This is a genomic window from Eisenbergiella tayi, assembly GCF_001881565.1.
In the GTDB taxonomy this organism is placed as follows: Bacteria; Bacillota; Clostridia; order Lachnospirales; family Lachnospiraceae; genus Eisenbergiella; species Eisenbergiella tayi.
The window spans coordinates 873,940-898,530 of sequence record NZ_MPDJ01000005.1; the positions used below are offsets into that span (position 1 = coordinate 873,940).

The window sequence follows — 24,591 nt, forward strand, 5'->3', positions numbered from 1 at the left end:
GACGGACAGGGTATTTACCGGATAATCCGGCAAGGGAGGCCGCCCCCATGAATGCTAATCTTCATTCCCCGGAGCATATGCTGCAAATCGAATATATAAAACATCCTCAGGATTATGACATGGGAAGCTTTCACTATCATAACGCCTATGAGCTTCTGTTTCTCCAGGAGGGAGAATACACCCTGATAACCATGGATACTGCCTATACGATCTGCAAAAACCAGGTGTCCCTCATTCCTCCCTGCTGCATGCATAAATCCCTAGGCCGGGCGGGCAATGAACGTACGCTCATGTATTTTGACGACCGCTTTCTCAACCGGTATTTTACGGAAAAAAGCCGCGCCCTTCTTTTATCCTGTTTCCGGAGCGGACAGCTCCCTTTATCTCCCGAAGCCTTCTCAGAAGCTCTTGCCCTCCTTTTTCAAATCCGTGACTTCGTCCATAAAAATGATTATGATGCCGCTTATCCCGCCTTTGTGAGAATTCTGTCCCTGCTTGATGACTCCTGCCGGGAAAATATTCTTAAGACTTCTGATGCGGAAAAAAAGAGAGGTACGGAAAATCCCCCTCTCATTGCAGAAGTCATTACCTATATTAATCAGAATTACAGTACAATCCGGTGCCTTGATGATATTTCCTCTCATTTTTATATCACCAAATATCATCTGTGCCGCCTTTTCCGCAATGCCACCAGCAGTACGGTCATGGACCACCTGAACAGCATCCGGCTTTTCCAGGCCTGCCGCCTGCTGGAAAATACCAGCAAAAGCATTACGGATATCAGTTATGCCTGCGGTTTCCATTCCTCCGCCTACTTTTCCGATTTATTTAAAAAGGCCCTGGGCATGTCGCCCAGAGCCTATCGAAAGCTGAAATCCTGATATTTGTCACAGGGTATTGGCCCTGTGTTCAATGTTTCTTTTAAAGTTCACGATCTGATGATCATATTCCTGATCCATAAGAGTACTGGTTATTAAAAAATCAGCCGTGGCCCTGTTATTGGCAATCGGGATATCATAAACCTGGGAAATACGCAGAAGCGCCTTCACATCCGGGTCATGTGGCTGTGCAGTCAGGGGATCGGAAAAGAAAATCACAAAATCAATGCGTCCTTCCACAATTCTGGCCCCAATCTGCTGATCCCCGCCTAAGGGGCCGCTGTTATAGCCTTTTACAGGAAGCCCTGTTTTATCGGTAATCATCCTTGCCGTTGTGCCTGTACCGCACAGAAAATGATTTTTAAGTACATCCTTATGCTCTTCGCACCAGCTGATAAGCTCCGGCTTCTTGCTGTCGTGAGCAATGAGGGCAATATTTTTCTGCTTTCCAATTGTGAGTGTTAAAAACTCTTCATTCATCATAAACGTTTCCTCCTTTATGGACCTACCTGCCCATATACGTTTGTCTGTTTTTTCTTTCTTCCTACGTTTCCCACTATACAGGAAAGATCCGGAAATTGCAAGAGGTGTTAAAGGGGGATTGTAATTTTTACGTTTGTTCCCTTGCCCACGCAGCTATGTATGACCACTCCATAATCTGCACCATAGGCAAGCTGAATTCTTTCATTTACATTATATATCCCATACCCCGCCTCCGGCTGTCCGGAAAGCAGCCGCTCCATTTTCTCCTCCTCGATTCCCGCTCCGTCATCCTCCACTTCAAAGCATATCCTGTCTTCCTCACTATACAGGCGGATTATGATATGCAGCGGTTCCTCCCGTTCACATACGGCATGGTTGATGGCGTTTTCAATAAAGGGCTGAAGCACCAGCTTCAGGGTCCTGCATGGAAAAAGTGTTTCATCCACTTCGTAGCTCTCACGGAAATGATCCCGGAACCTCATATGCTGGATCGCAAGATAATGCCGGGTAATATCCAGTTCATTTTCCACAGTGATATAACGCATCCCTTTATTCAGTGAGGTCTTATAAAAAGAAGAAAGATGGTTGATGATCCCGCTGATTTCCTCATCTCCCTTCCGGATGGCCAGAGAGGATATTACGGACAGGGTATTATAAAGAAAATGAGGGTTAATCTGGCTCTGCAGCGCATACAGCTCCGTATCCCTGCGGGCGATTTCCTTTTTATAAAGCTCATTTATCAGGATGTTCAGTTTATCCGTCATCCGGCTAAAGGCCTGGGAAAGCCGTCCGATTTCGTCATTGCCCTTAATATCAATCTTCCGGCTGAAATCTTCCTTTTCAATCAGGGCAATCTGTCCTGTCAGATTTTTTATTCTTCCTGTGAAATAGCGGGATATAAAAAGAATCAGTATGAGGGCCAGAATAAAGCTGATCCCTGCTATGAGCAGGACCCTGCTGGACGCCAGCTTTGTTTCCCTCAGGATATCATCCAGCGGCACAATGGATACGGTTTTCCACCCCTGATCCATCTGATTGAAAACGACCAGAGAACGTTTCCCCCGCACATCCATCACCAGTCTTCCATCGGTATCCTCCATGGGGATTTCAACCTCCAGCACCTCCCCCAGCCCTTTCGAGATCAGGCTTTTATCCTTCGTGGAAAGAATGCTTCCCTTTTCATCTATCACAAAAATACTTTTCCCTTCTGATTCCTGGCGGATCATGGAGTAAAGATATTCCTCCTTCACGGAAAGGGTAAGCACCCCATAGGGATAATTCAGGCTGTTGAAGTTCATAATGCGGGCCAGTGAAAAAACCCGTTCCTTCTTATCATTTAAAGTAATACCTGTATAGACTACATTCCCGTAAGTCCTGTCAAGCTCCCTCACCCAGGCCGGTGCCGCCTTTTCGTCATACAGATATTTGATAAAAGTGCCGTCCGTAGGTATTGTGTCATTGAGTACATAAACCGTGATCCCATCCACATTGCTGTTTGCAGCCATGAGTCCGAAAAACAAATCATTAATGTAGCCGTAAGCCTCCACAAAATCAATATCCTTCTCATATGCCTGTGTCAAATAGGCCTTCAGTGTGGCGTTGGTATAAAGCATCCCTGAGATCTGGTGAAAGTTCTCCAGCTGGCCGCTGATGTTATTGTTGATCTGCTGGTTCATATGATTCATGTTTTCATAGGCCTGTTCAAGAAGCTGGTTCCTGGCCGAGGTATAGGAATAAATGGATATTACCAGAAGAGGCACCAGGGAACAGGTGATGAGAAATATCAAAAGCTTCCCCATCATGGGCAGATTGTAAAAGAATAATTTCAGTCTGTTTTTCATAAGGCTCCCTTTCCTGTCAGCTTACTCCTGAACTGGTTGGGCGTCACTCCCATCTGCTTCCGGAATACGGCGCAGTAATGGGAGGGATTTTCATAGCCTACCTTTTTTGATATATCGTTCACCCGCATATTCGTTTCTTTCAGAAGTACCACCGAACGTTCCATACGGATTCTCGTAATATATTCCAGTATGGTTTCTCCGGTATAATCCTTAAACAGCGTCCTCAGATAATTAGGGGACATATATACCTTCTCCGCCAGATATTCCATTGTCAGAGGTTCACTGTACTCCTTTTCAATAATCTGTCTCACCCTGTTTACAATTTCCAGACGCCGGTCACCGGATAAACCGGACAGGATATCCGTTATTTTCTCCAGAAACTGCTCCAGAATTTCTCTGAGCAGGGATATTCCCTCCGCAGCAGAAAGGAGGCCGTACAGCTCCGCTTTATCCTCCATCTGCTCTTCTACGGCGGAATTCACCGCGATCACGGAGGAATATATTTTCTCTGTCAGTTCAAAAGCGCCTTTCCCGATTCCGCCTTCCCTTTCCGACCATTCCAAAAAATAATTGTCCAGCCATTTTTTGATTTCTTCTTTTTCCCCGTTCTGCAGGCAGGCAATCAATGTCCCGTATTCCGCCGGTTTTTCCTTTTCCTGAGACTTCCTTGCTTCTTTCTGCCCGTCACAGAGGATTATATGCCCGGAACCATACATCTTTACATGCCATTGCCGGAATCGGCTCATTTCCTGGCATAAAACCGGCATTTGCTCCAATGGCCGGCGGTTTTCATACAGACAGACCGTAATCCATCTCGCCGCTTCCTTTTGCTGTTCCAACAGGCGTGACGCCGCCCGGTTCAATTCTGTGCCGGATAGCAGCAAATAGCTGTAATCATTGATATGCAGGGGAAGTATCCTGTCATTTGACAGCCTGCGGATCGCAGTATCAATAGTATTCAGAATATCCTGTCCGTTGGATTCGTAGCCTGATAAAAAACGATATTCATCTATTGTTATCATTCCCACATAAAAAGACCGGTTTTCCTGTCCGCAGTGCAGAATCGTGTTACAGGAACGGCAGATATCTTCCCACAATACCTCTTTTTCTCCCGCACTGAAGCCGAGAAGATTTCGAAAATTCTCCGCCGTAACCACAGCCTGGGATTTTTTCTCCCGGAAGGATCGGAAACATTTTTCCCTTACCTTTTCCATCGTGCCTTTCAGTTCCTCCGTATTTAAAGGCTTCAATATATACCCACAGGCCTCCACAGCCAATGCGGAACGCACATATTCAAAATCGTTGTAGCCGCTTAGAAAAACGATTTGTATATCCGGATATCTGTCATGCAGTATTTTGCTGAAAGCAAGGCCGTCCATAACCGGCATTTTCACATCTGTGAGTACCACATCAGGAAGCTTCCTGTCATTCTCCTCTTCGTTTTCAGAGCCTTCCAATCTCTCCAGAAGCTGTAAGGCCTCTTTCCCGTTTTCCGCTGTTCCAGCCACCTGAAATCCCATTTCCTCCCACGGGATATACTTTTCCAGGGTATCCAGCTCCAGCCATTCATCATCCACCAATAAAATACGATACATAACATTCCCCTCCCTCAAAGCCTTCTTTCACACATGAATCATATAACATAATTTATATTATTTCAATTATTAAGCCCCCAAATTCGTACGTTTCCGTTATGAATCGGTGATATCCGTTATAGATCTGTTGTGTATTATTCCCTATAATCAAGGCATAAAGCAGGAAACAAAATACATCTTAACCAAGGAGGGGGTTTTATTGATTCAACAAATGGCAGTAAAAACCAATAACAGAAGGGAGCAAAGAAAAGTCCAGGGCCGGCTTATGAAACGCCAGCGTACCCTGTACCTGATGCTGATACCTGGTATTCTCTGGGCCTTACTATTTGCTTATGGGCCCATGGCCGGCCTGTATATGGCATTTATCGATTATCAGCCCTCCCTCGGCAATTTCTGGTCCAATTTCTTCGGGAGTGAATTTGTGGGCCTCCGGTGGTTCCGTTATTTTTTCTCCGGCCAGGATTTCTTAATTGTACTTCGCAACACGCTTTGTTCCAGTATCCTCACCCTGAGCATCGGCTTTGTGATTCCCATATTCATAGCCCTTGCGCTGAATGAAGTAAGGGGGCGCTTTTTCAAACGGATAGTACAAACAGTTTCCTATCTGCCTTATTTTATATCTTGGGTAATTGCCGCCAATATTATCGTAACCCTTCTGTCTTCAGAAGGCCTTATCAATCAGATTCTGATAGCCTGCGGTTTCATTGATGAAGGGATTTTCTTTTTGCAGGAGGGAAAACGCTTCTGGCTGATTGTGGCGTTATCCAATACCTGGAAGGACATGGGCTATAACTCCATCATGTACCTGGCTGCCATTTCCGCCATTAATCCTGAGCTGTTCGAAGCCGCCCAGGTGGACGGAGCCGGAAGGCTGAAACAGATATGGTACATCCTTCTTCCCATGCTCAGGCCCACTATACTGATACTGCTCATACTTTCCATAGGGAGCCTGCTGAATACCGGTTTTGATCAGTATTTCCTTCTGGGCAATTCCCTGAACCGGCAGTATTCTGACGTTATTGACACCTATACCTTCCGTTATGGTATCCAGAATGGCATGTTTTCTTACGCCTCTGCGGTAAGTATGTTTAAATCCGTTATCGCCTTCCTGCTGGTACTCACGGTAAACACTATTTCCAAGAAGCTGGAAGGCAGCCACCTTTTCTGAAGCAGGCTTTCTTAGAAGGATTACGAAAGGAGTTCCTTATCATGCAGAAACAAAGATCGAAAAAAGCCGGGCTGCCACATCTGACGCCAGGTCAGATAGCCGGAAAGGCAGTTGTTTACGGATTTCTGATTTTTATATTTATCATCACCTTTTTCCCCTTCTGGCAGATTTTTGTACTTTCCATTAACGATGCGGGAGATTCCCTGCGGGGAGGGCTTCTGCTGTGGCCCCGGCAGCTGAACCTGAGCAGCTATAAAGCCGTATTTCAGAATGAAGAAATCCTTTCTTCCCTGGGCGTTACCGTGGCCCGTACAGTAATCGGCGTACCTCTCACCGTATTCTGTGTCGCCATGCTGGCTTATGTCCTCTCCAAGCAGGAGCTGGTTCACAGACGGGCTATCAATTTTTTCTTCGTGTTTACCATGTATTTTTCAGGCGGATTAATACCCACCTACATGGTAATCAAAGCCCTGGGGCTGATAGATAACTTTTTTGTTTTTATTTTTCCGGGTATGATCAATATCTACTGGATGATTCTGGTCCGGACCTATATCGAAGGTCTTCCGAAAGAGCTGTTTGAAGCGGCCTCCAGCGAAGGGGCCGGAGAATTTACCATATTTTTAAAGGTGGTGCTTCCTCTCAGTATGCCGGTGCTGGCGACCATCCTGCTGTTTTCCGCTATCTCCCACTGGAACGCCTGGTATGATTCCTATATTTATACCTATAAGCCTCAGCTGAAAACCCTGCAGGCGGTGCTTGTAAAAATACTGAACCAGTATCAGACAGGCGCTATGGTTTCCCAGGCCCAGCAAATGGCAAATGAAGCGAAAAAAATGCCGGTCAGCAGCGAAAGTATCCGGATGACGGTAACCATGGTAGCCACGCTCCCCATCATTCTGGTATATCCGTTCCTGCAGAAATACTTTATCAAAGGAATGCTTATAGGAGCAGTAAAAGACTAATTTAATATAAAAAGGCGCTCAGCGCCGGAAAGAGGTAATTATGCCAAAAATCACATTTATCGGTGCCGGCAGTTCCATTTTTGTCAAAAATGTTTTAGGGGACTGCATGTGCACACCAGCCCTTGCCGAATCCAGGCTCGCTTTGTTCGATATCGATGAAAAGAGGCTCCGCCAGTCGGAAACCATGCTTCGGTGCCTGAACCAGAACCTGGGAAACCACGCCAGCGTGGAGGTTTACCACGACAGAAAGGAAGCGCTGCGCGATGCGGATTATGTTATCAACGCTATCGCCGTAGGGGAATATGATCCGTATATTGTATCGGATTTCCAGATACCTGAAAAATACGGCCTGTATCAGACCGTCGCTGACACGCTGGGAATGGGCGGCCTGTTCCGCGGCCTGCGCACCATTCCTGTCATGCTGGATATCGCACGTGATATGGAGGAGGTATGTCCCGATGCATGGCTGCTGAATTATACTAATCCCATGTGTATTGTTACCGGCGCCGTACAGCAGGCGGCAAATATCAAATGTGTGGGCCTCTGCCACAGTGTGCAGGTCTGTGCAAAAGAATTGCTGGAAGGGCTGGGAATGCCTTCTGATGATATCATTTACCGGATCGGCGGAATCAACCACCAGGCATGGCTTCTGGAAATTTCCCGGCACGGAAAGGATCTTTACCCGGAAATCCGGCAGAAGGCCCTGGCACGGACAGACGATCATAATGATAAGGTCAGGTATGAATTTCTGAAAATGTTTGGCTATTATGTGACGGAATCCAGTTCCCATGGCTCCGAATATGTGCCATACTATCATAAGCACAGATATCCGGAATTGAAGGAACAGTATCATCTTCCAACCGACGGATATAAAAACTGGGCCAACGGGAAGGCTCAATACTGGAAAGAGGTCAATGATCTGATCGAAAACCAAGGCCTCACTCATGAAAGAAGCCGGGAATATGCTTCGTATATTATGGAAGCCATTGAAACTAACCATCCTTATGAAATCGCGGGAAATGTATTAAATACAGGCTTCCTGATTGGCAATCTGCCTGAAAAGGCCTGTGTGGAGGTTCCCTGCCTGGTAGACGGCAATGGAATAACGCCGACTCATTTCGGGCCGCTTCCTGAACAGTGTGCCGCTTTAAACCGTACAAATATCAATATGCAGCTGCTCACCATCCAGGCGGCTCTTACAGGCAAAAAAGAACATGTATATCAGGCGGCCATGATGGATCCTCATACCTCTTCAGAGCTTTCCATCGGGGATATTGTAAAAATGTGTGACGAAATGCTGGAATTCAATAAAATATATTTACCGAACTTTAATTAAGCAGGGAAAAGGGGGATATTATGTTTAAGAAAAATTTAAGTCTGCTGCTCGCTGGTATACTGACAATTTCCTGTCTCACGGCTGGATGCGGGAATAATTCCGGAAACGGGGGAGAATCCCCGTCAGCAGGAAATGGGGATTCCCAGGCGGCAGCCACGGAAACGGGAAAAGCGGACGAGGCCGCTTCCGGGGAAGTCATTACTCTTACATTTTTTGATAAAAATACGGGAGATGCCTTCGATAACCCGGTGGCTCAGGCCATTACGGAAAAAACAGGAATCAAGATTGAAGTCCAGCAGCCTACCGGCAATCCGGAAGAAAAACTGAATCTGATGCTGGCCAGCGGTGATCTTCCGGATATTGTCCTTATGGACAGGCGAAGTGATATCGTAAATAAGTACATCGCTGCTGGTGCACTGGTGCCGCTGAATGATTTGATTGATCAGTATGGAGCCGATATCCAGGAAATGTATGGGGATATCCTGAATAAAAGCCGGTATGAGGACGGCAAAAATTATTATCTGAATAACTGGTATGGGTTGGATCCCGATCCGGATCGGGCTTTCTGTATCCGTATGGATGTGCTGAAGGAACTGGGATATGGAGAAAAGGCGGAAAAAGGGGAGGCCTTCACTCAGGATGAGTTCCGGGATATACTGAACCGTTTTAAAGAGACTTATAAGGACGCTGACGGGCAGTCTGCTATTCCTCTTACTTCCAACGCGGATTATATGCCTTCTGTTTTAAGTACTTTTAAAGCGATGTATGGAATGAAGAATTATTATGAAAAGGATGGAAAGCTGTATTTTGATGTCAGGGATCCTGATTACCTGGAGATGGTAAAATATATGAACGGTCTGTACAGGGATGGGCTTCTTGATAAGGAATGGGCGGTAAATAAGGAGCAGATCTTTACTCAGAAAGCAGGAAGCGGACGTGTTGCCGCCACGGTAGGGCTTTCCAGCGACGGAAACCGGCTTCTTAAGGAGGATAACGGAGAGGATACGGATAAGCAGTTTTATATGTTCAAGGTTGTGGCAGACGGTGTGGACCCGGATAAGACTACTTTCAGCCCCAGAAGCTCCCTGGGCTGGGATGCGATCGGAATAACCGTAAAAAATGAGCATCCGGTAGAAACCATTAAATTTATGAATTTTCTTGCGAGTGAAGAAGGACAGTATCTGTTGATGTGGGGAATTGAAGGTAAGGATTGGGATATGGAAGACGGCAAGCATGTGCCTCGTCCGGAAACGCTTCAGGGCTTTAAGGATGACTGGAACACTTTTGCAAAGGAGACCGGAATAAGAAAGTGGACATGGTTTATTAAAAACGGATATGGCAGCGACGGAACACCTTATGATCTTGCCACGAAGTATGAGCGGGACGCTGTGAGCACGCATGCGCTTACATCCATGGCTAATTCCACATGGGATACGGCCCCTTATGATTATATAGGGCCTGCGGCAGGTACGCCGGAAGCCTTGTCGGAACAGAAAATAAAGGATATTATTGACACTGCTTTCACCAATATGGTTTATGCGGATTCTGAGGAACAGGTGGTATCACTTTATGATGCCATGATCAGTGAAATTGACGCGAACCAGGCTTCCGCTATTGAGGCTGTTTATACGGAGAAGTATAATGAGCAGCTGGCTTTGTGGAAATAAAGGGATGATGAAATAGAAGGATGGGATGAAGGAAGGGTACTCCGGATCGGGGTGCCCTTCTTTTTGCGTTTACTGGTTTTGGCTGTTTTTCTGCTTGCGTTCCCTGCGTTCTTCTTTTACCCGTACGCGCAGTTCTTTGAAGAACTGGGTGAGCATGTCGCTGCATTGTTGTTCGAGAATCCCTCTGGTTACTTTTACCTGGTGGTTGAAGGCGGGGTTTTCCAGGATGTTGAGGATGGATCCGGCACAGCCGGCTTTGGGGTTCATGCAGCCTATAACTACCTCCGGGATGCGGGCCTGGACGATGGCGCCGGAACACATCTGGCAGGGTTCCAGTGTGACGTACATGGTGCAGTCTTCCAGGCGCCAGTCGCCTATTTTTTTGCTGGCTTTGTTGATGGCTGTTATTTCGGCGTGGGACAGGGTGTTTTTGTCTGTGTTGCGGCGGTTGTAGCCCCGGCCTATGATTTTGTCCTGGTGGACGATGACGCAGCCTATGGGGACTTCTCCCAGGGCGTAGGCTTTCTTTGCCTGGGCGAGGGCGGCTTTCATGTATTTTTCTTGTGGGGTGATGGGTGGAGTCATGGGGGGTGGGGGTCCTTTCTTTGGGTTGTGCTGGGTGGGTGGGTGGGGGTATAATGGGTGGGGAATATAGAGCTTGGCGGGCTTTAGGGTGGATTCCCGGGAGTCCGCCGGGTACAGCTTTGGAATGCTTCGCATGCCAAAGCTTTGCGGCTGTCGCCGCATGTCGGTAAGAATATGGAAAATCGTTGGTGAGCAAGCTCCCCAGCGGTTTTCCATATTCTTACCGCCGCCCGGCTCTTAGATAGTAAATGATATCAGGAAAGAGGATAAAATGCAAATATTTGGGTTTAATAAGACTACTTTGTTGGATTTTCCGGAGCATGTGGCTTGTACGGTGTTTACGGGTGGGTGTAATTTTAGGTGTCCTTTTTGTCAGAATGGGGATTTGGTTCTTCATGGGGGGAGTCTGCCTGTTTTGGATGAGGAGGAGGTTTTTGGGGTTCTGCGTAAGCGGAAGGGGATTTTGACAGGTGTCTGTGTGACCGGGGGGGAGCCGACTCTGCAGAGGGATCTGGATGTGTTTCTTTCACGGGTTAAGGAGCTTGGGTATCTGGTGAAGCTGGATTCTAACGGGTATCGGCCGGAGGTTCTGCAGTCGCTTCGTGAGAGGGGGCTTGTGGATTATTTTGCTATGGATATTAAGTCTTCTCCGGAGAATTATGCCAGGACTGCAGGGGTAAAGGAGCTGGATATGGGTCTTATCCGGGAATCTGTGGATTTTATCCGTTCGTGCGGACTGGATTATGAATTCAGGACTACGGTAGTCAGGGAGCTGCATTCCTCCGGGGATTTTCTGTCCATCGGGGAATGGCTGAAAGGCTGTAAGGCTTATTTTCTGCAGTCTTATGTGGAGAGTGAAGGGGTTATCTGTAAAGAGTTCTCTTCCTATTCAAAGGAAGAACTGGAAGAATTCGTAACTCTTTTGAAGCCTTATATCGACAATGTTTCTCTGCGTGGTGTGGATTGACACAGCTTATGGGGATACTGTTTCCTTTCCGCAGCTTCTGCGTGAAAAAGAAACGGTATCCCCGATGTTTTCATATACGGACACTTTTCATATAATAGCCGAAGCTTCCGGGTTCGGCAGGGGTCTGTTTCCCTTCAAAGGCTTCGAAGCCGAACATTTCTGCTGCCATTTTTTCCCTATCATAGTATACTCCCGGTACGCCCAGATAATATCTATCCTCATCCCCTGTCTTGAATTTTCCCAGAATTATGTGGCGGTAATTGTAGTAGCCATGGAGAAGAAAGCTGTTATGTACCATTTTCTGATGTTCCGAGGCCAGGATCACAAAATCTCTGGGGGTTATGGACAGGTATTCTCTTTCATCCCCAAAAGGATGGATTGTGGAATATATATGGCACAGCTGCTCCCATTTATCCTCGAAAAATTCCTCCTGCATGGGATCCTTTATTTCTTCCTTCTGTGCTTTGTCCGTCGTTACGATGGAAGCAGGAATATGCGGAGTTTCCTTTTTTTCTTCTTTTTCCAAAGGCACGTATTTCCTGTGTATACATCTCCTGCACAGCTTTTCTGCGGAAAGGGAGCCATTTTCCGGCACCGGCATTTGGGAACGGCTATCCTCACTGTAGGGAATCGGATTCTCCGGCGCTGTCCATACCGGCATGGGTTTCTGCGAAATTTCCGGCTTTTCCTCCTGTACCAGTTCTCTGAGAACAGGTTCTTCCGGTTTTCTTTCCTTTTCCTTGGGAGTTTGTCTTTCCATCCGGGGCAGCTCCGGTACTGCCCTGGACACAGGGATTTCTTTGACCGGAAAGTTGGCGGCGCTTAATATTTCTCCGCTTCCCTGCCATCTTCCCACCACTTCCCTCCCGGCAAAAAGACGTATACAAATCCCGCATATTTCATTGTATTTTCTTCCGCCCCGGCTGATTCCGTCCGGCGTAAACTGCCTGGTATAAGAACCTGTCCCCCTTTTCAGAAGAATTTTGTCAATAATCGCTCCTGTTTCGTCCCGTAAGTCAAAGAAACCTGTGTCTGTCTCATACAGGCCCTTTATCTGCATATTCCAGGTTATGGTATCTTCTGTTTCTTCCCGCTTCAGAAATCCTGCATTTTTTATTTTATTTCCGGCTTCCATATGGTCTAAGTAAATAATCTGCCTGTTATAATACAACACCGTGTCCCTCCTTTATAGTCTCTATTGTATTCGGAAGGATTCATATATATGACTAAATTTAAAAACCGGAAAACAGCATGTCCTGTTTTCCGGTTCCTTCATTTTCTTTAGCCTGACTCTGTACTCACAAATTAATAATCAATGCTTTCCAGATATTTCATATAATTAACTACCATCAGCGCAATCTTAAAGGTAAGCGCATCATCAAATACACGGATATCAAGTCCGGTACTCTTCTGCAGCTTCTCAATACGATATACCAGCGTGTTTCTGTGAATAAACAGCTGTCTGGAGGTTTCTGATACATTCAGGTTATTCTCAAAAAATTTATTGATTGTGGTCAGAGTTTCCTCGTCCATGTCATAAGGTACATTATCTCCAAAGATCTCTTCAATAAAGATTTTGCAGAGGTTAACAGGCAGCTGATAAATCAGACGTCCGATACCCAGCTTCGCATAGGAGATCACACATTTCTCGGCATAGAAAATCTTGCCTACATCCATAGCCATTGTAGCTTCCTTATAAGACTTGGAAACCTCTCTCAGTTCGCTTACAACCGTACCATAAGCCACGCGTACATTCATCATGGCTTCGCTGTTCATCATGTCAACAATCATGTCAGCTGTTTTCTCGATAGTATCCAGATCATCTTCTCTTTCCAGAGCTTTAATCAGAATGATATTCTTCTCATCAACAGCAGTGATATAATCACCATTCTGGCTGGAGAAAAGACTCTTAAGCATTTCCATGGCGCTGTTGTCTTTTTCAATCTTAGTCTCAATTAAATAGATAATCCTGGGGCATTCCACTTCGATATGAAGCTTCTGTGCGCGGTTATAAATATCCACGAGAAGCAGGTTGTCCAATAACAGATTCTGAAAGAAGTTATTGCGATCAAAGCGTTCTTTGTATGCCACTATAAGATTCTGAATAGAGCTTACTGCGATCTTACCTACCATGTAGACATCATCACTGGGACCCTGGGCTACAAGAATGTATGCCGGTTCCCCATCATCAAGAATTTTGAGAAGGTGGCGTCCTCCCACTACCTGACTGTCTGCTGGTGAAGAAGCGAAATTTTCAATTATGTCCCTGGAAATATCAATCTCGTCTACTGTTGTCGCAACTTTCAGGCCTTCCACGTCAAATACCCCAAGGTCAACCTTTGTAATTGCACGTAATTCGTCAATACTGTTTTGTATTACTTGATTGGAAATCATCTCTCTTCACGTCCTTTCCTTGTTACAATTAACTATATAGCAAAATCTCCAAATATGCAAGAAAAAAGGGAAGATGCATCGCATCTCCCCTCCCATTTTTTTATTAGTTGGTGATAACCTGCTCTGTTTCTTTGTCGAAAATATGAATCTTTTCAACGTCGAATGCAAATTTAACAGTATCGCCAGGTCTTGCTGTTGTACGGGAATCTACTCTTGCTGTAATCGGGTAATCTGCAAGATCAAAATACAGATAAACTTCAGCACCAAGCAATTCATAAACCTTGATGGTAGATTCAAATGTACATTTAGCTGTTTCAATAAACATCTGGGAATCATATACGTCTTCAGGACGAATACCAAATGTAACTGTCTTTCCGGCATAACCGCCTTCGATAACCTTCTTAGCCTTTGCAGGAGGCAGAGGAATAGCTTTTCCGGCTACTTTCAGGGAAGCATTGTCGCCGCTTACTTCAACAACAGCATCCAGGAAGTTCATCTGAGGTGATCCCATGAATCCGGCAACAAACAGGTTCTGCGGCTTGTCATACAGGTTCTGAGGTGTATCAACCTGCTGAATAACACCGTCTTTCATAACTACGATTCTGGTACCCAGTGTCATAGCTTCTGTCTGGTCATGTGTAACGTAAATGATGGTGGTACCTAATCTCTGATGCAGTTTTGCAATCTCAATACGCATCTGAACACGCAGTTTTGCATCCAGGTTGGAAAGAGGTTCGTCCATCAGGAATACCTTAGGATTACGTACGATTGCACGTCCCATAGCAACACGCTGTCTCTGACCACCGGACAGAGCCTTCGGTTTACGATCAAGGAGAGGAGTAAGGTCAAGGATCTTAGCAGCCTCTTTAACCATCTTATCAATTTCATCCTTCGGAACTTTTCTTAACTTAAGACCGAAAGCCATGTTGTCATATACTGACATATGAGGATACAGAGCGTAGTTCTGGAATACCATCGCGATATCTCTGTCCTTAGGCTCTACGTCGTTAACTACTCTGTCACCGATTTTCAATTCACCGGAAGAGATATCTTCCAGACCAGCGATCATACGAAGTGTAGTAGATTTACCACATCCGGACGGACCTACGAAGATGATGAATTCTTTATCAGCGATTTCCAGATTAAAGTCTTTTACTGCTTCAAATCCGTTGGGATATACTTTGCAGATGTTCTTTAAAGATAAACTTGCCATTTAGTTAGCCTCCCTATTTTTGTTTTCATGTTTCCAGTTGCGTTCTCTCAACTGAGCCTGAATTAAGTATAACTTAAGTGCTACCTTTTGGCTATACCACAATTCCACAAATATTTATCGCGACATTGTAAAATTTGCTAAGAAAAGGAGAACGAAAATTTAGGGCCTGTCAACTTGCTCAAATCAGCTTTCTATTATTATACACTTTGACCATATCCCCGATACTGCGCGGTTTTCGACACTTCAAACTCCTTTTCCAAGAGCATTTATTTCACTTTTACGTATATTTCATTTCCATAAAATGACATCAAATCAGCTTTGCAGCTTAACGGTATAGAGTGTACATTCCGTCTCATCCTGCCGTTTTTAAAAGTTCCTGCCGCTGTTAATACAGACCGCCTATTCCTGGTTTTCTTCTTCGCTTTTCTCTTCCGGCGCAGCTTCCTGAACAGCCTGGGCGCCTTCTTCTTCCTGCGCTTCTTCTTCGAGAGCTCTCTGCTTCTGTTCCTGTTCCTCACGGATAAAGGAAAGAGTCTCCAGCTCATCCGACTGATCTTCCTCTTCCTCAGGCTCAAAACGCTTGAAAATCTTCACAAAAAGCATGCTGGCCACATAAGCCGGTACGGAAAAGCCAAACAGGATTACAATGGGCATTGCCTGAAGGGTTACCAGCAGGACAACCGTGGGAACCAGATTGATGATTACAAGCAGAATGGTTTTGGGCAGGTTGAGAATGCTCATAAGAAAAGCATTTCTTATGGTATTCTTCACTGTGTTCTCAAATCTGGATAATACGGGGAAAATATAAATCATGGTAAAAATATAAATAACGGCAACTACCGTAATCAATACCATGATCACCTTTCCGAAGGAAAGAGTCGAATTGCGGAGAATCAAAAAATCACCAACCAGGATGATTCCCACCAGCAGCGCTATCAGCCAGATTATGGTAGCCTGCTTGAAGTTCTCCTTAAAGGATTTAAAATAGCCCTTCACTATGTAGCACTCTTCATTTTTGACCATCTTGACGGTCATGTAATAAAGAGCGGTCATCGCATCCCCTGCCGTAATGATCGGGATACAGCAGATCAGCGTTAAAAGATTCAGAATCATTAGGTCTGCCATCTTTGATAAAAAAGTCATAAGAGGGCTGTCCAAGTTAAAAAATCTACCCATTTGTATATCTCCCTGTGCTTATTCTATAATACGGGCGCCACTGCCTGCCCGCCGGCGTTTATAGTAAATATCATACTACGGGATAGGTTTCAGTGCAAATAAAATAATTATTAATAATCTTTCTTATTCCGCCTTATTCTTTAAAGGCCGCCCGTTTTCCAGAGCATAGGCATTCTCCAGTGTTTCATGGGCAATGGCCTGCATGGCTTCTACCGTAAAGAACCCCATATGGGAGGTAATAAGCACATTGGGAAATGTTGTCAGACGCGCCAGATTATCATCCTGAATGATTTCATCGGAGCAGTCCTCATAGAACAGGCCTTCCTCTTCCTCATAGACATCAAGCCCCACACCGCCGAATTTTTTTGCCAGAAGACCATCGATTAATGCCTGGGTATCGATCAGACCGCCTCTGGAGGTGTTGACCAGATACACGCCGTCCTTCATTTTGGCAATAGTATCTTCATTTATAATATGGTTGGTTTCCGGTGTGAGAGGACAATGCAGGGAAATAAAATCCGATTTGGAAAGAAGCTCCTCCAGCCCCACATACTGAACATCCAGACTCTTGTTGGGATAAGGATCATATGCAAGGATATTCATACGGAAGCCCTGGAAAATGCGGATCATGGCCTGTCCGATTTTACCGGTTCCTATTACGCCGGCCACTTTATGGAAAAGATCCGTTCCCATCAGTCCGTTGATATTCATGTTGAATTCCCGGGTTCTTCCATACGCCTTATGCGTAAACCGGTTTACCGTGAGCAGCATGGCCATGGCGAATTCCGCCACCGCTTCAGGAGAGTAGCTGGGCACCCGCAGGACTTCGATTTTTCCCTTTGCCGCCTTCACATCCACATGGTTATAGCCCGCGCTTCGCAGCAGCAGCGCCTTTACCTTATTTTCATATAGATAATCTATCATTTTGCTGTTCACATGATCGTTGACAAAAATACAGGCCGCATCATAGCCCTTTGCCAGGAACATAGTTTCCTCACTGAAGGGCAGTTCAATAAAATAGATTTCATAGCCATAATCCTTTGCCATAGGTTCAAACCAGATACGATCATAGGGCTTTGTACTAAAAAAAGCAATCCGCATAAAAAGGCCTTCCTTTCCCCTGGATAAAAAAATTTTTCATCCGGTGTACAGTGTACACAAATAGTGTACACAGAAGGCCGTTTTTTATACTTATACTTTTGTTCTTAAACTTTGCCGCACGATAAATGTAATCGGCGGCTGACAGTTCTCATCAGGAAAACAGGCGGGCAAAAAAACTGCGTATGCTTTCTCCCATATCCCGGAAAAAATCACGGATGGCGGATTTAGTCCCCTCCACCACGGCTTCCTTCACAGGCTCCACAATATTTTCCTGTATGGCGGCATCCGCGCTTTTCTTTATCTGTTCGCCATATTCCTCATACAGCTCCTGCGCCTTGGAAAGTATTTCATCGGAATTAAGCCCCAGGGCATTCATCTTCTGAATCAGCCCCAGAAGCTGTTCCTTCTGCTCCTCCGTAAGGGTGATCTCCAGTTCCTCCTCACATTGGGAAATTGCCTCCCGGATCTGCTCATCTGTCTCCAGTTCCCCCGCATCCAGCTTTTCCTTCATCTTTTCCAGAAGCTTTTTTTGTTCCTCCGTAAGAGTCAGAGCGCTCCCTGCGCTGAGAGGGATCTCCCGCCAGGATTCCTCCTGCCCCTGTGCCAGAATGGCTTCCCTGGCAGACAAAGCCACGGCAGGAAATCCCGCCAGCAGTCCGGCCGTCAGAAAAGCCGTCAGCATTTTACATGTACATTTTTTCAGTCTGCTGCATTTTCTCAATTCTCTGCTTCCTTTTTACCTGCGGTTTTAACCGCCCATTCATAAATATCCTTCCAGACCAGTTCCCTGTCGCTTTCATTTACAAGCTCATGCCTGTCATTTTCATACAGCTTCAGGCTTACATCCTCCATTCCCAGATCACGGAAGGACTGGTACACGCCTTCCACAGCTTTACCATAGTCACCCACCGGGTCCTCGGTTCCTGCCATGAACAGGACAGGCAGATCCTTTGGCATTTTTTCCAACCTGCTCTTATCATGCAGCCGGTCTATCAGTTCAAACAGCGTGGCGAAGCCGCCAAGGGTAAAGGTAAAGCCGCAAAGAGGATCTTCATTATATCTGGCCACTTCCACCGAGTCTCTGGACAGCCAGTCCATGGAAGAAACGGGATGCGGGATTCTTTTATTATAGCTGCCGAAGGCAAGGGCATTCACCAGAGCGCTTTTATGTTTTTCTCCCTGGAAAACAGTGAGGAACTTAACCAGCTTTTTGGAAAATCCCAGCAGGCCTTTGGGCTGCATACCGGTCCCCATGATAATGGCGCCGTCAATTTCCGCTCCGTACACACACAGGTAATTGCGCAGTATGAAGGAACCCATGCTATGCCCCATAATCAGATAAGGGATTCTCGGGTTTTCCTCCCGGATCCTTTTTTTCAGGCTCTGCACATCCTCCACAGCCGCCGTCGCCGGATCCTGATGGCAGAAATATCCGTACGGATGGCTGCTGCCCGCACCGTTTCCGGCTTCTTCCATATTCTTATATATGCTTTTGCCATGCCCCAGATGATCATTACCGGTTACAAGAATTCCTTTTTCCGCAAGAAAGACCGCCAGCCGGTCATACCGGTTGATATACTCCGCCATGCCATGGACAATCTGCAGGATGCACACCGGCTTCCCCTCAGGTATCCATTCTATACCATGGATTTTGGTCACTCCGTCTGCGGAATCATAATAAAATTCCTTTTTCTTCATTTGTAACCCTCCAAAACATTTTACCAAATGCTTTTCCTATCCGCTCACACCGCGGGCATACACCCGCGATGCAGTCAACGTGTCAGCAGATCTCCGCGCCTGCCGGCATTTCCTTTTCCGGAACTACCAGGGCAAGGTTTCCGTCCGCATCCTCCGCACACAGAAGCATTCCTTCCGATACGATACCAGCCAGCTTGGCAGGCTTCAGGTTCACAAGCACCATAACCTTCTTGCCCACCATCTCTTCCGCACTGTAATGAGTCTTGATGCCTGATACGATCTGTTTTACCTGGCTTCCCACACGGACCTGGGAGCAGAGCAGTTTTTTGGATTTCTTCACTTCCTCGCAGGCAATAATTTCCCCTACCTGGAACTGCAGCTTCTCAAAATCCTCATAAGTGATTTCCGGCTTCTGATCAATATCTATCACATCGGAAACATCTTCCTGGGCCTCTTCACCAGCGCCTTCTGTTTCCGCCTTTCTGGCCGCAAACATTGCCTCAGCCTTTTCCACCACCTCTTTTGCATCCAGCCTTGCAAACAGGATTTCCGGTTTATCGGTCACTTTATTTTTGCAGGGATAATGTCCGAATACCGCACATTCTTCGAAAGAAGGCAGGGCTGTATTCAGCTGGGCCGCAATTTTAGCGGAGGTTTCGGGCATATAGGGCTCTAACAGAGAGGCGCCTATGGTAATGCTCTCCACCAGGTTATAGAGAACTGTGGCAAGACGATCCTTCTTTGCCTCATCCTTTGCCAGAACCCAGGGCTCTGTCTCATCAATATATTTGTTGCAGCGCTTGAACAGGGAGAAAATCTCCGTCATGGCATCCGCAACCCTCAGATCCTCCATCTTGTCACAAACCCTGGCATAGGTTCCTGTGACAACAGCCTTCAGATCCGCATCCACATCTTCTGCAGCGCCCTTGTCATCCACAACGCCGTCAAAATATTTATTGCTCATGGAAATGGTACGGTTTACCAGATTCCCCAGGGTGTTGGCAAGATCGGAATTGATTCTTTCCACCATCAGTTCCCAGCTGATAACGCCGTCATTTTCAAAGGGCATTTCATGCAGGACGAAATAACGGACCGCATCCACACCGAAAAATTCCACCAGATCATCGGCATACATTACATTTCCCTTGGATTTGCTCATCTTGCCGTCGCCCTGAAGAAGCCAGGGATGACCGAATATCTGCTTCGGCAGCGGCTCGCCCAGAGCCATCAGGAAGATGGGCCAGTAAATGGTATGGAAACGGATGATATCCTTTCCAATTAAATGCAGATCGGCAGGCCACAGCTTCTTATACTGATCACTGCTGTTCCCGTCCGCATCATAACCGATTCCGGTGATATAGTTGGTCAGGGCATCCAGCCATACATAAACCACATGCCTGTCATCGAAATCTACAGGAATTCCCCATTTAAAGGAGGTTCTGGACACACACAGATCCTGAAGTCCCGGAAGGAGGAAATTGTTCATCATTTCGTTTTTGCGGGATACGGGCTGTATAAATTCCGGATGTTCATTAATATGCTTAATAAGCTTATCCGCATACTTGCTCATTTTAAAGAAATAGGCTTCTTCCTGGGCGGGCTTTACTTCCCTGCCGCAGTCCGGGCATTTGCCGTCCACCAGCTGGGACTCCGTCCAGAAGGATTCACAGGGAGTACAGTAAAGTCCTTCATAATGTCCCTTGTAAATATCTCCCTGATCATACAGGCGCTTAAAAATCTTCTGTACCTGTTTTACATGATAATCATCCGTGGTACGGATAAATTTATCATAGGATGTTCCCATCAGACCCCAGAGGCCCTTTACCTCACCGGCTACCTTGTCCACATATTCCTGAGGGGTTACCCCTGCCTCCTGGGCTTTTAATTCAATCTTCTGTCCATGCTCGTCCGTTCCGGTCTGAAAGAAAACCTCATAACCGTCCTTTCTTTTAAACCGTGCGATACTGTCCGCCAGAACCGCCTCATACGTATTCCCGATATGGGGTTTGCCTGAAGTATAGGCAATGGCGGTAGTAATATAATACTTTCCTTTGCTCATTTTTAGTGCTCCTTTCCTGATTTTTCCTTATCGCTTCCGTCAACAAAAGCTCGTCTTCTTATTCTTAAGCTTTTGTTAAAAATAAGAAGACGAGCCTTACGCCCGTGGTACCACTTCTTTTTACCCCATTCTCACAAACAGGGCCTTAGCAGGTACATCAGAAACAGTTTCCTGCCTCTTTCATACCCTGCCGCTGTAACAGGCGGCACCTGTCGCAGCCTTGCCCCCGGTGTCCCGGCGGTTCGGTGCGCTGCTCCGAAGCCATCTTCCATCCTTTTCGACCCGATCCCTCTCAGCCTTCGGCAGCGGCACATGGCCTTCCGCCTGCGGGATCTTCTCTGTAAAGCTTCCACGAATGTACTTTCTTCATCCTTGCTTTTTTGTATTAACTGGCCGGTCTGCCGGCCGATTACCTTCAGATTATCACAATCCCCCCACGTTGTCAAACCTTGCGGTACCTGTCCGCGTATTCCCTGTGCTTGTCCGATTCTGAGAATTTGTCTGCGGGCATTGCTGGCTTCGGCTTCTTGGCATCGGCTGCCGGACAGCAAGGTTCCTGTGCGGGCACGCTTTCGCTCGGATAAATACGCAGCGGTACTAAGGCTGCAAAGTACGCAGCCTAAGGACCGGCGTTTTTATACGGCCCTTACAGGAATCCTTGCTGTCCCGCAGCCTGTACGGAGAGGCCGAAGCCAGCAATGCCCGCAGACAAATTCTCAGAATCGGACTCCACAGGGAATACGCGGACAGGTACCTAATGTATCAATTAAATTACCAGTTGTTAACGGCGTGTTCGGCGAAGGAAATTATATTGTTTATTTGGAGGGTGGTTCCGTCGTCTAGGATGGCTTTGCCGGTGAAGGTGCCGAACATTTGGTGACAGCAGTTGTTTACCCAGAGGAGTTTGATGCGGGTGGTTCTGTCGTACATTGGGGTGAGGGTGAGGTCGAGGCGGCCTTCTTTGTCGGTCAGGTGCCAGGGATCCAGGTATTCTTTGCCGAGGGTGAAATCTACTTTGCCCAGTTTGTGGGACTTTCCTTTGTAAAAAAGTATATTTTCGCTTGCTGTGTCTGTGTTTCCGAAGCCGCAGCCGAGATTGAAGCCAAAGATTTCTCCGTTCAGGCAGCCGGTGCCGTTGCTCCAGTACCATTCGTTGTGGAAGGGCCAGACGCCTCTTCCCCAGTCCAGGATTCCGAAGGAGCTGTCTTTTTCGAAACGCCATTCTTTGTCTGCGTTTTTTACAAAGCCTTCTGCTGTCATGCAGTTGATTTTGTGGTTGTAATAAAAGGCGTGGGCGTATTCGTTAAAGGGAAGATTAATTACGAGGGAATCCGGATTTTTTCGTTCCAGGCGGATGCTGGCTTCCATATCGCCCCATCTGCAGGTGAGCACTCTTCCATCCTTTCGGGTCTCAAAACGCATAAATATGCCGCCTTTATCGTAGGTCAGGGTATTGTCCTCTTCCGCGTTTTCCGGCATGTGCAGGGAGCCGAAGGGCAGAACCAGGATTTTGTTCAGATCCAGCAGTTTTTCCCCTTTTACAATGTCAAAGAGCATCAGGCTTACCTGGCCCGCATATGCGGCATGGCCGATGGTAAACTGAAGGCACAGCCTGTCATTGGAAATCTGGTAAAAATCCCATTCTTTGATTCTCCATGGCGGAGCCTTGATTGCTTTCCTGTCATATACCAGTGTGCTTCTTCTGGAATACCCCGGTATGGGGCGGCCTTTTTCATCCAGCACAGGCCCTCTTTCCAGCAGTTCTTTTTCCATATTCATCCCCCTTTTCTTTCTGATTTCCCCGACAAACCGCTGACTATATCCTGCCTGGCACAGCTATCACCTTATCTGTCCCTGCAGCCTCTGCCGGTTCATTTTTCCGGCTGCGGCAAGAGGTATCAGCGTAAATAATGTGAGCACCGCAGAAACCAGGAAAAGACTGGGTCCCGGCACCATTCCCACCGTGCCGCTGACTTCCATTTCCACGCCCATCCGGTTAATTACCTGCGTGGCTATGGCAGGCCCTATAATCATGGGCACACAGACAAAGAAAATCTGTTTGATTCCCTCAAACTGTCCCCGCTGCTCCTCCGGATACAAATTTTTCATCCAGGCCGTAAGCGCCTGCAGTACAAGAATATATCCGATCCCTGCCCCGAACACCCCGATGAGCAGAACCACGAGGCTTTGGGAAATACTGACCATAACCAGCCCCGCCATATTACAGATAAGAGCCGTCAAAATAACCTGCGGCGTTTTGCCCTTATCAATAAACCGAGCCGCCGGAATCGTCATCACCGCAGCCGCCAAAAGCCCCACACCCTGAATGATTCCCGTCATCCCATAGCCATATCCCAGATAATTCACGAAATAGATGGTAATATAGGGAAAGTAAACATTAAAACCGATAAAATATACGGTCATCACCAAAAATACCCAGAACAGCTCTTTATTCTCCCTTACCGTATTCCAGTTAAACACCGTAAGAAACTGATGCCAAAAACCCTTCTCATCCTTTTTCGGACGAAGCCCCGGCGCATCCTCCAACGTAAAGAACCCGAAAATCCCCACCAGAGCCACCAGCCCTCCCATCAGACCGAAAAAAGCGAAGAAATCAATCTGCTCAATAATAATTCCCGAAACCACCGCCCCGAAAATAGTGGCAAACACCGGCATCACCGCCAGCGCTCCCCCCAACTTCCCCCTGTTATGCTCATTAGAAATATCCGTAGTCCAGGGACCGAACCCTCCATCATTCCCCACAGATCCAAAAAAGCTCATCACCGCATCCGCCAAAACCACACACGCCGCCGCAATAAACAACGGATTCTTAGGAATCATCTCCGTCGCCCCAAAAATAAAAGTAAAAATCCCCCACAAAATATACCCTACACAAATAAAAGGCTTTCTCCTCCCCCTCCTGTCCCCCCAGGTCCCCACCAAAAAAGTACAAAAAGTCGAAACAGCCGCACTCACCCCCACCATCCAGGACACAATAGCCGGTTCCGGCGCGATCTTGTCATAAACAAAAGTATTAAACCAAGAATTCTCAATATTCCAACAAATCTGCCCGGTCATCCCAAGCACCCAAATCAAAACCCAATTCTTCCGACTAATCCTATCCATAATTCTCCCCCCGCTGATTTACAAAAAAATCTACTTCCTATATCCCCATCTTACACTCTTTACCACATGTTTTCCACAACAATCAAAGATTTTCATCCCCCCTATCCACAATCCCTTTTATAAACTACCTACGCACTGTGCATCGTGTCTTCCGCCGGGCGGCTTGCCTCTCTGGTTTCCCCCTGCGGCGCTCCTTCCCGGGGAATCTGTATACCCTGCAAAGGCCTTCTAAAAACGCCGGTCCTTAGATTGCGTCCTTTGCAATCTTAGTACCGCTGCGTTTTTAGCAGAGTGGGAACGTGCCTGCGCAGGGTCTAAAGCTGTCCCTTCTACACATCTTGG

The 24,591-nt window shown here is 46.7% G+C and carries 20 protein-coding genes; 6 read left to right on the top strand and 14 right to left on the bottom strand.

Annotated features, from left to right (window positions below; all coding sequences use genetic code 11):
- The first annotated feature begins 47 nt into the window (after positions 1-47).
- On the top strand, positions 48-881 hold the full coding sequence (locus BLA28_RS21900; protein WP_069155026.1) for a helix-turn-helix domain-containing protein: 834 nt from the start codon (positions 48-50) through the stop codon (positions 879-881).
- Between the two features lie 6 nt (positions 882-887).
- Here the strand turns inward: BLA28_RS21900 and BLA28_RS21905 are convergent, their stop codons facing one another.
- The 3 genes from BLA28_RS21905 to BLA28_RS21915 all read right to left on the bottom strand — a co-directional run bounded on the left by BLA28_RS21905 (position 888) and on the right by BLA28_RS21915 (position 4,797).
- Positions 888-1,361 (bottom strand): methylglyoxal synthase, encoded by a 474-nt coding sequence (locus BLA28_RS21905; protein WP_009254776.1) that lies wholly within the window; start codon positions 1,359-1,361, stop codon positions 888-890.
- Between the two features lie 107 nt (positions 1,362-1,468).
- Complete coding sequence (locus tag BLA28_RS21910) at positions 1,469-3,202, bottom strand: sensor histidine kinase (RefSeq protein ID WP_069158725.1); 1,734 nt, start codon at positions 3,200-3,202, stop codon at positions 1,469-1,471.
- Entirely contained in the window at positions 3,199-4,797 is a 1,599-nt protein-coding gene (locus BLA28_RS21915) for a helix-turn-helix domain-containing protein (RefSeq protein WP_069158724.1), read from the bottom strand. The genes BLA28_RS21910 and BLA28_RS21915 overlap by 4 nt, the downstream gene beginning before the upstream one ends.
- Before the next feature lie 199 nt (positions 4,798-4,996).
- Between BLA28_RS21915 and BLA28_RS21920 the strand changes: the two genes are divergently transcribed.
- From BLA28_RS21920 to BLA28_RS21935, 4 genes are read left to right on the top strand one after another with little or no spacing between them, the layout of a single operon-like run.
- Positions 4,997-5,965, top strand: coding sequence for an ABC transporter permease (locus BLA28_RS21920; protein WP_143131513.1), 969 nt, complete (start codon positions 4,997-4,999; stop codon positions 5,963-5,965).
- Between the two features lie 41 nt (positions 5,966-6,006).
- Positions 6,007-6,927 (top strand): carbohydrate ABC transporter permease, encoded by a 921-nt coding sequence (locus BLA28_RS21925; protein WP_071699470.1) that lies wholly within the window; start codon positions 6,007-6,009, stop codon positions 6,925-6,927.
- A gap of 40 nt (positions 6,928-6,967) precedes the next feature.
- Positions 6,968-8,263: an alpha-glucosidase/alpha-galactosidase gene (melA, locus tag BLA28_RS21930; RefSeq protein ID WP_071699471.1), complete on the top strand. Its 1,296-nt coding sequence runs from the start codon at positions 6,968-6,970 to the stop codon at positions 8,261-8,263.
- 20 nt (positions 8,264-8,283) lie between these two features.
- Positions 8,284-9,930, top strand: a complete 1,647-nt coding sequence (locus tag BLA28_RS21935) for an extracellular solute-binding protein (RefSeq protein ID WP_071699472.1) — start codon at positions 8,284-8,286, stop codon at positions 9,928-9,930.
- Positions 9,931-9,999: 69 nt separating this feature from the next.
- On the opposite strand, the gene tadA is transcribed toward BLA28_RS21935, so the two are convergent.
- The gene (gene tadA, locus BLA28_RS21940; RefSeq protein WP_081332511.1) at positions 10,000-10,515 is read right to left on the bottom strand and encodes a tRNA adenosine(34) deaminase TadA; all 516 of its coding nucleotides are present in this window, start codon (positions 10,513-10,515) and stop codon (positions 10,000-10,002) included.
- Between the two features lie 271 nt (positions 10,516-10,786).
- On the opposite strand from tadA, the gene BLA28_RS21945 reads away from it, so the two are divergent.
- On the top strand, positions 10,787-11,482 hold the full coding sequence (locus BLA28_RS21945; RefSeq protein WP_071699473.1) for an anaerobic ribonucleoside-triphosphate reductase activating protein: 696 nt from the start codon (positions 10,787-10,789) through the stop codon (positions 11,480-11,482).
- A 70-nt stretch (positions 11,483-11,552) separates the two neighbouring features.
- On the opposite strand, the gene BLA28_RS21950 is transcribed toward BLA28_RS21945, so the two are convergent.
- The 10 genes from BLA28_RS21950 to BLA28_RS22000 form a co-directional block, all read right to left on the bottom strand.
- Entirely contained in the window at positions 11,553-12,656 is a 1,104-nt protein-coding gene (locus BLA28_RS21950) for a DUF6128 domain-containing protein (protein WP_143131514.1), read from the bottom strand.
- A 131-nt stretch (positions 12,657-12,787) separates the two neighbouring features.
- Entirely contained in the window at positions 12,788-13,876 is a 1,089-nt protein-coding gene (locus tag BLA28_RS21955; protein WP_009254788.1) for a PucR family transcriptional regulator, read from the bottom strand.
- Between the two features lie 103 nt (positions 13,877-13,979).
- The gene (locus tag BLA28_RS21960) at positions 13,980-15,089 is read right to left on the bottom strand and encodes an ABC transporter ATP-binding protein (protein WP_009254789.1); all 1,110 of its coding nucleotides are present in this window, start codon (positions 15,087-15,089) and stop codon (positions 13,980-13,982) included.
- Positions 15,090-15,488: 399 nt separating this feature from the next.
- Positions 15,489-16,265 (bottom strand): YesL family protein, encoded by a 777-nt coding sequence (locus BLA28_RS21965; protein ID WP_071699475.1) that lies wholly within the window; start codon positions 16,263-16,265, stop codon positions 15,489-15,491.
- A gap of 123 nt (positions 16,266-16,388) precedes the next feature.
- Positions 16,389-17,366, bottom strand: coding sequence for a 2-hydroxyacid dehydrogenase (locus BLA28_RS21970; protein ID WP_071699476.1), 978 nt, complete (start codon positions 17,364-17,366; stop codon positions 16,389-16,391).
- Between the two features lie 151 nt (positions 17,367-17,517).
- Positions 17,518-18,087 (bottom strand): DUF1002 domain-containing protein, encoded by a 570-nt coding sequence (locus BLA28_RS21975; protein ID WP_044967001.1) that lies wholly within the window; start codon positions 18,085-18,087, stop codon positions 17,518-17,520.
- The gene (locus BLA28_RS21980) at positions 18,084-19,064 is read right to left on the bottom strand and encodes an alpha/beta fold hydrolase (RefSeq protein WP_071699477.1); all 981 of its coding nucleotides are present in this window, start codon (positions 19,062-19,064) and stop codon (positions 18,084-18,086) included. The genes BLA28_RS21975 and BLA28_RS21980 overlap by 4 nt, the downstream gene beginning before the upstream one ends.
- Before the next feature lie 82 nt (positions 19,065-19,146).
- Complete coding sequence (gene metG / locus BLA28_RS21985) at positions 19,147-21,123, bottom strand: methionine--tRNA ligase (protein ID WP_071699478.1); 1,977 nt, start codon at positions 21,121-21,123, stop codon at positions 19,147-19,149.
- A 771-nt stretch (positions 21,124-21,894) separates the two neighbouring features.
- Positions 21,895-22,896 (bottom strand): DUF2804 domain-containing protein, encoded by a 1,002-nt coding sequence (locus BLA28_RS21995; RefSeq protein WP_071699480.1) that lies wholly within the window; start codon positions 22,894-22,896, stop codon positions 21,895-21,897.
- A 66-nt stretch (positions 22,897-22,962) separates the two neighbouring features.
- On the bottom strand, positions 22,963-24,249 hold the full coding sequence (locus BLA28_RS22000) for an MFS transporter (RefSeq protein ID WP_009254799.1): 1,287 nt from the start codon (positions 24,247-24,249) through the stop codon (positions 22,963-22,965).
- Positions 24,250-24,591 lie beyond the last annotated feature (342 nt).

Excerpts from the sequence above, each read along its gene's own strand:
- BLA28_RS21970 (WP_071699476.1), bottom strand. The coding sequence starts at position 17,366 with ATGCGGATTGCTTTTTTTAGTACAAAGCCCTATGATCGTATCTGGTTT.
- BLA28_RS22000 (WP_009254799.1), bottom strand. The coding sequence starts at position 24,249 with ATGGATAGGATTAGTCGGAAGAATTGGGTTTTGATTTGGGTGCTTGGG.
- BLA28_RS21915 (WP_069158724.1), bottom strand. The coding sequence starts at position 4,797 with ATGTATCGTATTTTATTGGTGGATGATGAATGGCTGGAGCTGGATACC.
- tadA (WP_081332511.1), bottom strand. The coding sequence starts at position 10,515 with ATGACTCCACCCATCACCCCACAAGAAAAATACATGAAAGCCGCCCTC.
- BLA28_RS21995 (WP_071699480.1), bottom strand. The coding sequence starts at position 22,896 with ATGGAAAAAGAACTGCTGGAAAGAGGGCCTGTGCTGGATGAAAAAGGC.
- BLA28_RS21945 (WP_071699473.1), top strand. The coding sequence starts at position 10,787 with ATGCAAATATTTGGGTTTAATAAGACTACTTTGTTGGATTTTCCGGAG.
- BLA28_RS21935 (WP_071699472.1), top strand. The coding sequence starts at position 8,284 with ATGTTTAAGAAAAATTTAAGTCTGCTGCTCGCTGGTATACTGACAATT.
- BLA28_RS21910 (WP_069158725.1), bottom strand. The coding sequence starts at position 3,202 with ATGAAAAACAGACTGAAATTATTCTTTTACAATCTGCCCATGATGGGG.
- BLA28_RS21965 (WP_071699475.1), bottom strand. The coding sequence starts at position 16,265 with ATGGGTAGATTTTTTAACTTGGACAGCCCTCTTATGACTTTTTTATCA.
- BLA28_RS21955 (WP_009254788.1), bottom strand. The coding sequence starts at position 13,876 with ATGATTTCCAATCAAGTAATACAAAACAGTATTGACGAATTACGTGCA.
- melA (WP_071699471.1), top strand. The coding sequence starts at position 6,968 with ATGCCAAAAATCACATTTATCGGTGCCGGCAGTTCCATTTTTGTCAAA.
- BLA28_RS21925 (WP_071699470.1), top strand. The coding sequence starts at position 6,007 with ATGCAGAAACAAAGATCGAAAAAAGCCGGGCTGCCACATCTGACGCCA.
- BLA28_RS21980 (WP_071699477.1), bottom strand. The coding sequence starts at position 19,064 with ATGAAGAAAAAGGAATTTTATTATGATTCCGCAGACGGAGTGACCAAA.
- BLA28_RS21905 (WP_009254776.1), bottom strand. The coding sequence starts at position 1,361 with ATGATGAATGAAGAGTTTTTAACACTCACAATTGGAAAGCAGAAAAAT.
- metG (WP_071699478.1), bottom strand. The coding sequence starts at position 21,123 with ATGAGCAAAGGAAAGTATTATATTACTACCGCCATTGCCTATACTTCA.
- BLA28_RS21900 (WP_069155026.1), top strand. The coding sequence starts at position 48 with ATGAATGCTAATCTTCATTCCCCGGAGCATATGCTGCAAATCGAATAT.
- BLA28_RS21960 (WP_009254789.1), bottom strand. The coding sequence starts at position 15,089 with ATGGCAAGTTTATCTTTAAAGAACATCTGCAAAGTATATCCCAACGGA.